Raw genomic sequence first — 13316 nt, forward strand, 5'->3', positions numbered from 1 at the left:
GAATATAATGAAGTGGATTTTTCATTTTGGTAGACGGTCAAAATCCCGTTCTACCATTTTTTTGACACCTAGTTAATATTCCGGACGTGTCTAATCTAGATATGGCAACAGCAATTGACCAGTGGCAGTCGATGTATCGTAGCTTGTGGAAATTTACCCGAATCAAAGCCAAAAAAATTATTTACGATGGTTCTATCTCCCAGCGGCGTAAGGAGTGTGACAACAAAGCTAATGAGGTGCGGGAGCATCTGAATAACTGGTTGCTGTCAGAATCTTTTCGTCCCCTGCGGGAAAAATGGCTCAAACACCTGATGCCAGATGAAGAAGTGCGGGTGTTGATTCGCACTCATTGTTTGCAACTAAAAAAACTTCCTTGGCATTTGTGGGATTTAGTGGATCGAGATTACCTGAAAGCTGAAATTGTTCTTGGTATTCCAGAATCAGAAGTAGTCACAGCTGCATTGCAGACATCCACCTCTAGCAATAAAATTAGAATTTTGGCGATTTTGGGTGATAGTGACGGTATTGACGTGGAACAAGACCGCCAGTTACTAGAAAAATTACCCGGTGCTACTACGACTTTTTTAGTAGAACCTCAATATTCAAACATCAACGATGAGTTGTGGAAACAACCTTGGAATATCCTATTTTTTGCAGGTCATAGTAAAAGCGAGGGTGACACTGGTTGCATCTATATTAATCAGACAGATAAATTAACAATTGATGAACTCAGATATGCCTTGACAAATGCTGTTGCCAACGGATTGCAATTAGCGATTTTCAACTCCTGTGATGGATTGGGATTAGCGCGAAAACTACAAGATTTGCAGATTCCGCAAATTATTGTTATGCGGGAGCCAGTACCAGACTTAGTAGCTCAAAAATTTTTAAAGTATTTTCTGGAGGTTTTTTCATCAGGACAATCCATATATGCTGCGGTTCGCACTGCTAGACAAAGGCTCAAAGGAATAGAAAAGGAATATCCTAATGCAAGCTGGTTACCAGTGATTAGCGAACATCCTGCGGTAGTGCCAATGACTTGGTTAAAGTCCCGATGGTTTTTTAATACTCGCCGCCTCGAAAGTTTATTACTTTTGAGCTTGTTGATAACTGCTGGTGTACTAGGGATAAGACACCAAGGAGGATTGCAAACATGGGAGTTGCTTTCATCCGATCAATTAATGCGATCGCGTCCACAAGAAAAGCAAGATTCGCGCCTTTTGATAGTCACTGTCACCGAAGAGGATCTTTATCTACCAGAGCAGAAGCAAACAAGTGGGTCACTGTCAAATCTTGCACTAGCGCGACTGTTGGACAAACTTGCACAGTTGCAAGCGCGAACCGTTGGCTTAGATATTTACCGTAGTGAGCCAGTACAACCTAATCAGGCTTCTCTAACCACTCGTTGGAAAACTGATGACAATTTTTTCGCAATTTGCAAAGTTAGCGATCGCACACAAAATTATCCGGGAGTTTCTCCTCCAGAGGGAGTTCCACCAGAACGCCAAGGATTTAGTGATATTGTCCCAGACTCAGACAATGTTTTACGTCGTCATTTATTAGCGATGCAACCAGCAGACCCAACATCTCCATGTACTGCACCTTACGCCCTTAACGTCCAACTGGCATTTCACTATTTAAATAAAGAAGGGATTTCTGCTAAATATACTGATTCTGGAGACTTGCAGCTAGGTAACGTCGTTTTGAAACGGTTGCGATCGCATCGAGGAGGCTATCAACAAGTCGATACAGCCGGCTATCAAATATTGCTCAATTACCGCTCTTACCAAGGTTCTCCTTTAGAAATTGCCCCGAAAGTCACGCTTAGAGATGTTCTTAACGGTAAAGTCAACCCTAAACTAGTCAAAGACCGAATTGTGCTTATTGGTACCACTGCCCAAAGCTTTCGTGATTATAGCCTTACTCCCTACATAAATGAGCAGGGTTTTACCCAAGAAATACCAGGGGTGATTCTGCAAGCGCAAATGGTGAGTCAGTTGGTGAGTGCGGTTAAAGATGGGCGGGCTTTGATCAGAGTTTTGCCTGTTTGGGGTGAAGTTTTATGGGTTTGGGGTTGGTCTGTGGTTGGAGGTGCGATCGCTGTAGCCGTATTACAGATACTGCCTTGGCGCAATCGCTCAGGACTATATTTAGTACTAGCAGGAGGAGGAGTACTTATAATCTTATACGTTCTTTGCTTAATTTTCTTTTATCAAGGGATTTGGCTTCCCCTAGTTCCATCAGCCTTGGTTTTAGTGATTACCGGCGGGACAATGGCAATTTACCTATCTTCACAATCAAGTCAGCAACAACTGATTTTTATAAAATAAGGCATAAAAAATGAAATTGTCTGTGCAAAAGATGCAAATTTTATTTGCCGTTAGTTTAACATTCTTTAGCTGTATACAAGTACATGCAGAGCCTCAAAACTCCCAAGAACAATTAAACCAATCATTGATTTTCGCTGCGCCGCCTCCACCAAAAGACATCGGGGAACCTGGTAAGCGAACAGAAGCAGGTAGCCGTGGCTGTAGTCAGGACATGAACAAGCCCCTGACTTCTTCTCAAAAGCGACTCACGGCCTTAGTACCTGTTTATTCAAATCCAGAATTGGTCTTTGGAACAACGATCGCTGAGTATCCTAGTTTCTTATTTTATGTTCCTTATTCATCCGACTTTGCTTATGGAGAGTTTGTGCTAGAAGATGAAGCACAAAATCAGACTATTTATAAAACTTCTTTAACGGGGACACCTGGAGTAGTAAACCTTCGCTTGCCATCAAAAGCAGCACCGATGGAGATAGGTAAGCAATACCGATGGTATTTTAACATCTACTGTCAGAAGGATAACCAAATTATTGCTAATGTTGAAGGATACGTAAAACGGGAGCAACTGAACCCTACTTTAAAAACTCAATTGGAAAAAGCGACACCAAGCCAGCGCATAACACTTTATGGAAGTAATGGTATTTGGTATGACGCGTTGAGCGTTGCTAATGAACTGCGTCACACCAATTCGCAAAATCCTTCTTGGAGGGCGCTGTTGCAAGCTGTTGGTTTGAATGATTTTGCAACTGAACCAAAAGTGGAGTGCTGCAACTTAGAAAGTAGTTTGTAATGGGCTACGCCCCGCTACGTTCGCGGAGCGTCTCGTAGAGAAGACAGTAATTCGTAATGAAAGGGTGCAAGTCTGTAAGTTGGGTTTGGGCGTAAGTTTTATCCTGCCCTAATTTTTTAAAATATCAAATTGCGGGTTGATGCGATCAGATTGCAGATTGATACAATGGCATTATCAACCGATACAATCGAATTGTCAGTCGATACAATGGCATTGTCAGTCGATACAATCGAATTGTCAGCCGATACAATTGAATTGTCAGCCGATACAATTGAATTGTCAGTCGATGCAATGGCATTGTCAGCCGATACAATCGAATTGTCAGTCGATACAATTGAATTGTCATACCATACGATGCGTTCTAATGTGGTAGTAGTTGTTTTGCTGATAATAGATGAGCGATCACGGTTATTATTGCTTGGATTGAGAGTGGAATTGCACTAATAAAAGCTCTAAGCTATGCAGGATAAAGGCTACAAATTTTAAAGCTATTGAACAGTGGGGAATGAGTCAGGCGATCGGTCTTGATGCAGGGTCAGCGAAGCGATCGCTCTAAAGGAAACTGAACTTTGCTCCCGACCTAGCCGCCCAATGGAAGCGATCGCTGTGCCTGACAGAGATGGTGGAATTAGATGTACAGATTGTCCAAAAATTTTTTCAAGGAAAGAAAAAGCTTACCCCCTGATGACAAAGCCTCAGCATGAATTACGTAAGCAATTACAAACTGCTTATACCACAATAATGATTGATTCACAAGCAGTCAAAAACACGCTTTTATGCCAGCGTTGAATCTAAAGGATTCTGTTTTTACAAAGCAACAAATGGCATTAAAAGACATTTAGCAGTTGATATACTAGGCTTTCCCTTCTTTACGCACGTTCTCTAAAGCCAGCGTATCTGATGATTTTGGGTTTATTTAGATGCTCTCAATTAACATCGATTATTTCAAATCTAAATCGATTGAGCATCCTTTGATTACTATCCTCATAGATCATGGCTATCAGGAAAGAGAAACTGACCCAAGCTTTAGAGCAGATTTATCCTCAAATCATGAGCAAAATCCAATTTCAACTCTCACCCAAGCCTTCAATTGTCGAAAAGGAAGTTAATGGAAAATCTGGATTCGTGCCTGTTGCTGCTAAATGGGTAATTGAAAGGTCAAACGCTTGGGTAGAGTGATGTAAAAGTTTAGTTAAAAATTTTGACCGGACACTAGCTCGTGCCAATGCCAAGCTCAAGCTTTGTTCTATCAGATTGATGCTCAGAAGACTAGCTGCTAGCTAGAAAAAAGATATCAAATGGGTTCTATAAAGTCGAAGGCTAATTTCAATTCCAATCGCGGATTCGTGTGTCCTTTTTTTCTTTCATGCAACAAAACCATTTATAAGTATTTAATTAATAATGATTATTGTTATCTTTGTTTGGGATATTTTATTTTTTGGAAGTCCCCAAGTTCAAGAACAGACGGATGCGTTTGTCAAGTTCTGGTGTAAATTCCAAAAACCAGCGATTGAGAGTTGAGTGATCCACTGCGACTCCTCGTTCCGCCATCATCTCTTCTGAGTCTCGGTAGCTCAAGGGATAGCGACAATACCAGCGCACATTCAGCAAGATGATGTTGGGGAGAGAATGTCACCATTTGAATCGGGAGTCAGGAGTCATTTAGAGCAAGGCTAAAGAAAATTATCCTCTGTCACTTACCACTTGCGACACACCAGAAAAATAGTCAACCAGAAAATCTACGAAAGTCCTTATTTTGGGTGATAGATAGCGCTGACTTGTATAGACGGCATAGAAGAATGTGGTTGGCAAGGTGTAGTCCAGCTCCAGTACCTCTAACCGTTGGCTGGCAAGATCATCTGCAATCAACCACTCTGGCAAAACTGCTAACCCCATGCTGGCTAAGGTCGCCTGATACTCCATAATAGTGTTGTTAGAGCGGATCGAGACTGTTAGTTTAATTGTCTCCCTCCCGTTGGGACCCTCAAAGAATATCTTATCGGCAAACTGTGAGTAGTGATAGCTGATGGCTACATGCTTCGACAGTTCGTTGGGAGTTTTTGGGTGTCCATTTTTTCGCAAATAGTCAGATGAGCCGACCAACAGGAACGGAATGGGGCAGATGCGTCGCGTGAGCAGTGAAGAATGAGGCTCACTACCGTGCACGACACGTAAAGCAAGATCAAACCCTTCTTCTACTAAATCCACTATGCGATCATTCAAACTCACATCTAGCACAACGTCTGGATAACGAGAGCGATACTCCGCCAGAGCTTTGGTGAATAACGGGTTGGCGAACCAAACTGGGGCAGTGATCTTGAGTACACCACGCACGACGACGGCTGATCGTCTTACCGCTGCCTCTACCATTTCCAAGTTATCCAGCATTTCCCGGCATTGCTCGTAATAGAGCGTTCCTGCCTCGGTTAGGCTTAGGTGTCGGCTGCTTCGATTCAACAAGCGCGTACCAAGGTTTCGCTCCAAGTGCATCACATGCTTGCTGGTCATGGCTGTGGATAAGTTGAGCTGCTCAGCCGCTGCCACAAAACTTCCTAATTCCACTACCCGACACAACACTTTCATACTCATTAACGTGTCCATTGTGGTTCTAAAGTTTCCTAAGAAGAAACATAGTATCAACAAAATGATACTTGTATAACGATGAGAAATGAATGTAATTTGAGGAAGATGGCATTATCAACTAGCTAGAACACCGATTTACTAATAAAACATAAGATTGAAAAGCCTTGTTTTTAAGTCTTTTCCAACTAAATTTTTCTTGTTGAAACCTAACGAAACTTGGTTTTTTCATGATGACTCTGATTACTAAATCTATGTTCTAGGCAAGAAAACAACTATGACTGAAGCAACAAAGGGGGTGTTCTAAATTTATTGCTTTTCTCTGAATAATTTACGCATTGAACGTTTTAGGAGTCTTGATAACAAATCTGGAACACTAACAACCCATTAGCAGCCGCCTGCAAAAATTTCAATGTCAAATCAATTCAAAATTGCAATCAGTGGTGGGTTCAAGCCCCCACTGATTGTAGACCACTGATTCTTAAAACCAGTGGTCTACTATACTCGGAATTACTTAATTCAAAATTAATTTTCTTACTAATTTTGCATTTTTAATTTTGAATTCAAAAAAAGGTCAAGGGAAACTTTTATGTCTCAGAACAACGAACTCACAGCGATTGACCGCTTTACCATCTTCGAGCAGTTGAATATGCATCAGCGATGTATCGACAAGGGTTGGGGGCGCGAGCAGGCTGACCTCTACAACCGCCTTTACTGGCCGGAGGCCAAATTCCATGTATACGACTTACGTACTTCAACCTTCGAGGGTTTTGAGGGCATGAAGCAGATGTTCGACTACGCACACAGCGTCTTCCAGATGGACAAGTGGTTCCACTCTATGGGCGCGTTTGAAATTTCCGGATCGGGTGACAGGGCCGAAGCGCACTGGCGATGGTTCGTGTACTGGAAGGCTGAACACGTCGGAATCGTTTCGACTGGCACCTACGACGACATCTTTGAACGTCGCGATGGCGTCTGGAAGTGTCTGGAGCGCACCTCCAAGAGCGATCCCAACTGGCCGGTAGATTTGTTCCAGCCTTTCATTGATCGCGCAGACATCACCTTCAAGGCGTCCTGATAATGAGACTTTTGTAAGTTAGGTGGAGCTTCGCGAAAGCCGTCTACATATCGCTCATGGAAATGCGCGTCGATTGTTTTCCCTCTAACTAAAGCCTCAACACCAAGTAAACCGTTGTGTTGTGAGTGAGGTAAATCCAACCACTGATGGGAGTCGTTTATGGCACATAGCACAGTTGGCACTCATGTAGTCGTTGAGGACGCAGCTTCTCTGGCTGAAGCGGTTCAACGTACATATATTGTAATCGAAGTGGCTGGTCGCCTTCATGACTTAGAGAAATTTACACTTCTTGAAGGCTCAAGTTTGGTGGGTACAACTTCTGAGGCAGAATTGGTCTTCAAGCCAGATTCAGACGGGGTAGCGCTCACGGCAAATAACACCCTCCAGAACTTAACCCTGCGATCGCATCCGAGCCGATTAACGCTCAGTCTGGAATCGGCAACGACTACCCTTGGACAACTCAAGTTGCAGCATCTTGTCGTCTACGGTCGGCTGCACTTGGAATCCAATATTGTGATGACCGCTGACCTTGTGCTCACTGACGTTCAAGTGTATGACGGCGACAGCACCTCAGCGCTGCATCGTCCAGTCGGTTATGGCGTAGAGGTCGTTCCGGGTTGCCTAACGATCTACAACCGCTGTACCGATCCCCAAAGTCGCTGGACACTGCGTGCCGAAAACCTCTCAGGGGGAACGCGAGATGTGCCGTTGAGGGGTAGCGGCATCTTTATTTTTGGCGGCATGACTGTTCCCGCAAACGCCGATCCTCAAGGTGGGCCAGCGCCCAGTTCTCCTGGTGGCATGATTGACCTTAAATTATTGACCACAGGCGAAATCCATACTAATGGCAATATCCCGGCTGGTATTGGCAATCTGATCTCAGGCGGGGTGTTCGTTGGCTCAGGCGTGAAGGCTCAACAAGTGATCAATAACAGTCCTGTAACAACTTACGGGACAAATGACATGGTGTTGGATAACTGGGGCAATGTCCGTCTTTGGCTTGCTCGGCAGTCCATCATATCTCAAGGAACCAGTGGAATCGGATTCGTAAATTTCGGAGATTTGCAGACTCTGATTGTGCAAGGTGACCTAGTGACCTATGGCGAAGGAGCGCGGGGGTTCAATCTGTACGACGGAACCTTGGCTTATGCAGAATTTAAAAGCATTACTACTCATGGCAATGGCTCGATCGGGATACAGACTAGTAAACCATTTGGCAATATTCTTGTGCTTGGGGACGTGATCACAAAAGGTGGTAGGGGTAACAGTTTGGTGCGTGGCGTGGTCGTACAGCTTGACGCGCACGCCCTGAGTCTTAAACCGGGCACAAGTGGAAAAGAGATCATTGTACTGGGTCGAGTCGAGGCTCAAAGAGAGGAAATTACCTCATTGGATTTCGCTGCTCCGGCCAGCACAGTTGAATTCATTATGATCGGTGGTCAGCAGTATGTCGATGGATCGTTAACAGAGTAGGAATTGTAATTACCCAGTAAGTAAGGGTTTAACGCTGAAACAGCGTGATCGCAGTTCAGCATTCCAAGCGACTACGAATCTTTTACTTGGTAACATTCAAAATTTTGATCGTCAGTGATTGATGAAATGCCGATCCATTTTATTAAAAGGAGTATGTCACAATGGCAACAATGAAAGCAATCCGAATTCATGCTTACGGCGGGGCTGAAAACCTCAAGTACGACGAAGTACCCCGTCCTGAACCGCAAGCAGGACAAGTCCTCATTCAAGTGTATGCAGCAGGCGTAAACCCAATCGATTGGAAGATTCGTGAAGGGTTTTTCCAACAAGTCAATGATTATTCGCTCCCCGTGATTGCTGGCGCTGATGTGGCTGGTGTTGTTGCAAGTGTGGGCGATGGTGTCACCACACTGCAACCAGGACAAGCGGTTTATGGAACAGCAGACATGGGGCTTTCGGGAGCCTATGCCGAGTATGCAGTGGGCTATGCAGACGCGATCGCCCCGAAGCCGAAAACGCTCGATTATATTCACGCGGCTTCTGTCCCAATTGTGGCAATAACCGCATGGCAAGCATTATTTGATGGTGCAAATCTCCAGCCAGAGCAGAGCGTGCTGATTCATGGTGGCGCGGGTGGAGTAGGTCGCTATGCAATTCAGCTTGCCAAGTGGAAGAGGGCACGAGTCATTGCAACGGCATCGGCAGCCAACCTTGATGATCTGAGAAACCTGGGTGCCGATCAGGTGATCGACTATGCGAGTCAACCGTTTGAACAGCAGGTAAAAGATGTAGATGTGGTGCTTGATTTGGTTGGTGGAGAAACGCAAGCGCGATCGTGGCAAATCATTCGTCCCGGTGGCGTTTTAGTTTCAACACTTGGTGTGCCTGAATCAAGCATTCCACAGGGCATTGAAGCGGTTCCTGTTTTCGCCAATCTCAGAGCAAATTCCCAGCTCCAGCAGATTGCTCAATTGATTGATGACGGACAAATCAAAGCGTCTATTGAGCAAGTTTTTGAACTGGCAGAAGCCGCTAAAGCACAGGAAGTTAGCCAGCACGGACATCCACGCGGCAAGCTGGTTTTGCAAGTCGTTCATCCAGCTTGAAACAGGCTTTTATAAAACTTTGGTTCATCGAACTTTTTTCCTGTAAGGGCGAAGCATTCGGGCAAGAATCTTTATTTCAATGGGTTATTAACCAAATGCTTCGTCCCTATGCAGAGTGTATCTCAGGCAGAGTTCATTAACGAAATCTTTGGAGTTATACCAATTCATAATTCGCAATTCGAAATGACGCTCTCTACGAGACGCTGCGCGAACGCGGACTCGCTAACGCAATTGAGAAAATTAGATGCAGCAAGGCTTACCCTGCTTACATCTGTTGCCTTATTTTAGGGAATTGGTGTTATTGCTTAAAAAATGCGAACGAAACCCGTTCGTTTATCACTTGAAAATTTCTGCACACAACTAATCAAGGCTGAAGATTACCCGCTAATCGAACAAGAGTACGTTGAGCTTTGACTGTGAGTAGAAACTTAGTTATGTAGAAAAGTAAGGAGCGGCTATTATGGCAGCAACGACAGATAAGAAATCCTCAGCACCAAACATTGAACTAGGAACACTCGCACTGAACTGGATTGATGGCGAGTGGATTGATTCAAAAAAGCATACTGATAGCATTGATCCAGCTACAGGCAAGGTGATTGGAACTTATGCAGATGGTGGGCGTGACGAGGCAGTTCAGGGGGTTAATGCTGCGGTGCGGGCGTTCCGAGAATTAGACTGGAAGGAAAATCGGGCACTTCGGGCGCGAGTTTTGAATCAGATCGCCGATCGCTTTGAAGCCCACAGAGATGAACTGATCGCGATTCTCTCGCTTGAAAACGGCAAAGTCCATGACGAAGCAGCGTTTGAAGTCGATATGATTCCCAGCAAATTTCGATACTGGGCATCGGTTGTGCTGACCGATTATGGACGGGCGATGGAAGTCCAACCCGGACGCCTTTCGTTTGTGACTCGATCTGCAATTGGAGTTGCTGGAATCGTCGCACCGTTTAACTCGCCGCTTGTCCTGACTGTGCGATCTCTGGCACCTGCTCTTGCTGCTGGTGTTACAACTGTTATTAAATTGCCGGGTAATACAGCACAGATCAACTATCTGTTTAGTAAAACCCTCGCTGAAGCTGCCGATTTACCGAAGGGCGTGATTAATGTCTTTAGTGAAAGCAAAGGTAGAGGCGGATCATCTTTTCTGATGGAGTCAAAGGATGTTCGAGTGATTAGCTTTACAGGAAGCACAAAGACCGGAAAAGCAATTTCCGCAACAGGGGCAGCAACGCTCAAGCTGTTTCAGACCGAACTTGGTGGCAAAACACCAATGATTATCTTCGAGGATGCCGATCTGGAGGCGGCTGCGCCAAAGGTTGAGAAGGCACTCACGACCTTCGCGGGTCAATTCTGCATGACAGGTTCCCGGCTGTTGGTGCAGCGTGCTGTTGCCGATCGCTTTCGCACGCTTATCACCCAGCGACTAGAGAACGTTAAGACAGGACCCGCGTCCGATCCGTCCAGTGATATGGGACCTCTCATTGATCAGCCGAATGTTGAGCGTGTAAACAAGATGGTGGAGGAGGCGATCGCAGCGGGCGCTAAGGTGCTTGTACGCGGCGGCCCAATTGTTGAAGGTCCACTCGCCAGCGGTGCATTTTACCGTCCGACCCTGCTGGAAGTGACTGATCCGAAAATGACGATCGTTCAGGAAGAGGTCTTCGGTCCAGTCCTGACGATGCAGATATTCGAGACTGAAGCAGAAGCGGTGCAGCTGGCAAACGATAGCGAGTATGGCTTGGCCGCCAGTATTTGGACTCGCGATGTTGACCGCCCATTGCGCGTCGCCCGCGAGATAGATGCAGGCACGATCTGGATCAACGATTGGGCGATCGTTTGGGACGAGTTTGAAGAAGGCGGATTCAAGCGCAGCGGCAACGGCAGGCTGAATGGTCTGGCGGCGATCGATGAATTCCTGGAGTACAAACATATTGCCTTCAACTCAGGAATAATCCCAGGTGTTGGCATTTCTGTCCAATAGTTGAGCTTTAACCGGAGTCTTGAGGTCTTCGTAAATAAGCCTCACAACGATTAAATTCAGTTACAAAATTTCTTAACTAAAATTCTCATATCACATAAGGACAAGGCACCGACAGGTCCGGTGATAAACGTTAGGGACCAAGTGAGGACTAATTATGAACGGAATTAATAAACCATCGATAGATACACCAGCTGCCGTGTCGAATCTAGCCCTCGCCAGGGTAAAAGAGCAGCGTCGCGGGCAATATGCCTATCCAGTCGGGTTTAAGAGTGACTACGTGGAGAGCAACGGCATCAAGCTGCACTACGTCAGCGCCGGATCGGGCAGTCCCATCGTGTTTGTCCACGGTTTTGGTTCGACCTGGAAAATGTGGGAACCCGCCCTGAAAGCATTTGCTAGCGCGCACCAGGCCATTGCCATCGATCTGCCTGGGCTTGGGCAATCTGAAGCCTCCAAGACTGGTTATAGCGCAGAGGCTCTTTCCGGTTACCTATTTACAGCGATCAAGAAATTGACGAAAGAGCCAATCATATACATCTCTCATGATCTGGCTAATACGGCCTCTTATCCAATGGTCGCCAACAACCAGGATTACATAAAAAAGGTCGTATTTATGGATTCACCGATTCCAGACAAGGCGATGTGGACGTATCCAGGCTACACCCCGAACGGTCCAGGCCTGGGGTGGCATTTTGGATTTTTCAGCTTCGGTGATATCGCCGAAAAACTGATAGCGAATGACCCAAAATTATTGATGTCTTACTTTATACAAGACTACGTAGGTAAAAAGGAGATTTTCACTGACGCGTTGCTCGACGAACTGATCGAGCCTTATTCGAGGATCGAGAACTTGCACTCTGCCTTTAGTGGCTACTACACATCTCATTCTGAATCCATCAGACAGAACGAAGCTCTGCTGTCCAATAACAAGCTGATTAGAATTCCCTCCATGTCGATCAGCGGTGCTAACGGTGTAAACGACGTATTGCCGAAGCAAATGGCTGCACGTTTTGTGCAAGATGAAAAGAAGTTCAAGGCTGTGATCTTGCCGGAATGCGGTCATTGGCTAATGGAAGAATGCAGCGCCGAGGTGGTCGCTCATCTGGCTGAATTCATTAAAAGTGAATAAAAGACAAATGACATCACTTGGAAAAAACAAACCCGTTCCAACAGCGAATGGGATCACGCTGGAAGAAGCGCATCTAATTTTGATGGCGGCGCGAAAAAAGGCGGAAGATATCGGCGTCCGGAATCACCTCTTTGGTACTGGCGCTTCTACTCAATAGTCGAGCTTGAAATCGGCTCGTCTCCTCGGACGTTACTACTTACATGAACGATCTGACGGCGGTAGAGAACATTGACACCTTGATCTACTCAGAGGGCACTGACCTGCCGCAGAACTCTCACTACTAGAAACCAACTGTAACTGAAAACGAACACACCCATGTCAAACACCAACGTTGAAATCGTCCAAGCCCTTCTCAAAGACCCCACCAACCCTGAGGTCGTCAACCGACTCGTCTCCCCCGATGCCATCTACGTATCGCTCACCTACGATAATCCCGACCTGAAAAAGCTCATGCCTTGGGCAGGCACGCATAAAGATGGCCCGGTCAGCGTCCTCAAAGTTTTCCAGGAACTCAATACCTTTTGGAACATCGAGGCGTTTGATATTCAGCAGATATTTAGCGAAGGTGAGAACGTCGCTGTCTTCGGCAGCTTCAGCGTCCATTCGGTGATACTCGATAAAACGTTCATCTCTCCTTTCTCTGTCCTGGCGAAGGTGAAGAATGGCTTAGTCACCTACATGCAGTACATGGAGGACACCTTTGGCACAGGTTCGACCTTCCGATCAAGTGGTACCTGGACATTTCAGGGCAACCCAGACGGCAGCGAAGTATCAGTGCCGTAGCAAGGCGTTCCAGATATTGTCAGCAATTCTCATTTTGGCAAAAAGCTGTTCAAGCTCTGGAAATGCCAG

At 45.7% G+C, this 13316-nt stretch carries 12 protein-coding genes and 1 pseudogene; 11 read left to right on the forward strand and 2 right to left on the reverse strand.

Features of this window, described 5'->3' with window-relative positions:
• Positions 1–86 precede the first annotated feature (86 nt).
• The 5 genes from V7K46_RS12935 (at position 87) to V7K46_RS12955 (ending at position 4296) form a co-directional block, all read left to right on the forward strand.
• The gene (locus V7K46_RS12935) at positions 87–2330 is read left to right on the forward strand and encodes a CHASE2 domain-containing protein (RefSeq protein ID WP_335113645.1); all 2244 of its coding nucleotides are present in this window, start codon (positions 87–89) and stop codon (positions 2328–2330) included.
• A 10-nt stretch (positions 2331–2340) separates the two neighbouring features.
• Positions 2341–3117 (forward strand): DUF928 domain-containing protein, encoded by a 777-nt coding sequence (locus V7K46_RS12940; protein WP_335113647.1) that lies wholly within the window; start codon positions 2341–2343, stop codon positions 3115–3117.
• Between the two features lie 165 nt (positions 3118–3282).
• A complete protein-coding gene (locus V7K46_RS12945) occupies positions 3283–3561 on the forward strand; it encodes a hypothetical protein (RefSeq protein WP_335113649.1) in 279 nt (92 codons plus the stop codon).
• Positions 3562–3708: 147 nt separating this feature from the next.
• Entirely contained in the window at positions 3709–3906 is a 198-nt protein-coding gene (locus tag V7K46_RS12950; RefSeq protein ID WP_335113651.1) for a hypothetical protein, read from the forward strand.
• A gap of 204 nt (positions 3907–4110) precedes the next feature.
• Positions 4111–4296, forward strand: a complete 186-nt coding sequence (locus tag V7K46_RS12955; RefSeq protein WP_335113653.1) for a hypothetical protein — start codon at positions 4111–4113, stop codon at positions 4294–4296.
• A 279-nt stretch (positions 4297–4575) separates the two neighbouring features.
• Here V7K46_RS12955 and V7K46_RS12960 read toward each other — a convergent pair.
• Together V7K46_RS12960 and V7K46_RS12965 are read right to left on the reverse strand one after the other, a co-directional pair.
• Positions 4576–4734 (reverse strand): annotated as a pseudogene (locus V7K46_RS12960) (IS6 family transposase); the annotation flags it as partial.
• 66 nt (positions 4735–4800) lie between these two features.
• The gene (locus tag V7K46_RS12965; protein WP_335113655.1) at positions 4801–5718 is read right to left on the reverse strand and encodes a LysR family transcriptional regulator; all 918 of its coding nucleotides are present in this window, start codon (positions 5716–5718) and stop codon (positions 4801–4803) included.
• Between the two features lie 568 nt (positions 5719–6286).
• On the opposite strand from V7K46_RS12965, the gene V7K46_RS12970 reads away from it, so the two are divergent.
• The 6 genes from V7K46_RS12970 (at position 6287) to V7K46_RS12995 (ending at position 13247) form a co-directional block, all read left to right on the forward strand.
• On the forward strand, positions 6287–6775 hold the full coding sequence (locus V7K46_RS12970) for a nuclear transport factor 2 family protein (protein WP_335113657.1): 489 nt from the start codon (positions 6287–6289) through the stop codon (positions 6773–6775).
• A 159-nt stretch (positions 6776–6934) separates the two neighbouring features.
• Positions 6935–8248 (forward strand): hypothetical protein, encoded by a 1314-nt coding sequence (locus V7K46_RS12975; protein ID WP_335113659.1) that lies wholly within the window; start codon positions 6935–6937, stop codon positions 8246–8248.
• Positions 8249–8409: 161 nt separating this feature from the next.
• Entirely contained in the window at positions 8410–9354 is a 945-nt protein-coding gene (locus V7K46_RS12980; protein WP_335113661.1) for an NADP-dependent oxidoreductase, read from the forward strand.
• Positions 9355–9814: 460 nt separating this feature from the next.
• A complete protein-coding gene (locus tag V7K46_RS12985; protein WP_335113663.1) occupies positions 9815–11335 on the forward strand; it encodes an aldehyde dehydrogenase family protein in 1521 nt (506 codons plus the stop codon).
• Positions 11336–11489: 154 nt separating this feature from the next.
• The gene (locus tag V7K46_RS12990; RefSeq protein WP_335113665.1) at positions 11490–12464 is read left to right on the forward strand and encodes an alpha/beta fold hydrolase; all 975 of its coding nucleotides are present in this window, start codon (positions 11490–11492) and stop codon (positions 12462–12464) included.
• A gap of 315 nt (positions 12465–12779) precedes the next feature.
• Positions 12780–13247 (forward strand): nuclear transport factor 2 family protein, encoded by a 468-nt coding sequence (locus V7K46_RS12995; RefSeq protein ID WP_335113667.1) that lies wholly within the window; start codon positions 12780–12782, stop codon positions 13245–13247.
• The last annotated feature ends 69 nt before the right edge of the window (positions 13248–13316 follow it).

The organism is Nostoc sp. (genome assembly GCF_036917395.1).
Taxonomy (GTDB): domain Bacteria; phylum Cyanobacteriota; class Cyanobacteriia; order Cyanobacteriales; family Nostocaceae; genus Nostoc.

What these genes read in the sequence shown, in the direction of transcription:
- V7K46_RS12975 (WP_335113659.1), top strand. Translation starts at nt 6,935, where the DNA reads ATGGCACATAGCACAGTTGGCACTCATGTAGTCGTTGAGGACGCAGCT.
- V7K46_RS12985 (WP_335113663.1), top strand. Translation starts at nt 9,815, where the DNA reads ATGGCAGCAACGACAGATAAGAAATCCTCAGCACCAAACATTGAACTA.
- V7K46_RS12950 (WP_335113651.1), top strand. Translation starts at nt 3,709, where the DNA reads ATGGAAGCGATCGCTGTGCCTGACAGAGATGGTGGAATTAGATGTACA.
- V7K46_RS12995 (WP_335113667.1), top strand. Translation starts at nt 12,780, where the DNA reads ATGTCAAACACCAACGTTGAAATCGTCCAAGCCCTTCTCAAAGACCCC.
- V7K46_RS12970 (WP_335113657.1), top strand. Translation starts at nt 6,287, where the DNA reads ATGTCTCAGAACAACGAACTCACAGCGATTGACCGCTTTACCATCTTC.
- V7K46_RS12965 (WP_335113655.1), bottom strand. Translation starts at nt 5,718, where the DNA reads ATGGACACGTTAATGAGTATGAAAGTGTTGTGTCGGGTAGTGGAATTA.
- V7K46_RS12980 (WP_335113661.1), top strand. Translation starts at nt 8,410, where the DNA reads ATGGCAACAATGAAAGCAATCCGAATTCATGCTTACGGCGGGGCTGAA.
- V7K46_RS12945 (WP_335113649.1), top strand. Translation starts at nt 3,283, where the DNA reads ATGGCATTATCAACCGATACAATCGAATTGTCAGTCGATACAATGGCA.
- V7K46_RS12940 (WP_335113647.1), top strand. Translation starts at nt 2,341, where the DNA reads ATGAAATTGTCTGTGCAAAAGATGCAAATTTTATTTGCCGTTAGTTTA.
- V7K46_RS12990 (WP_335113665.1), top strand. Translation starts at nt 11,490, where the DNA reads ATGAACGGAATTAATAAACCATCGATAGATACACCAGCTGCCGTGTCG.
- V7K46_RS12955 (WP_335113653.1), top strand. Translation starts at nt 4,111, where the DNA reads ATGGCTATCAGGAAAGAGAAACTGACCCAAGCTTTAGAGCAGATTTAT.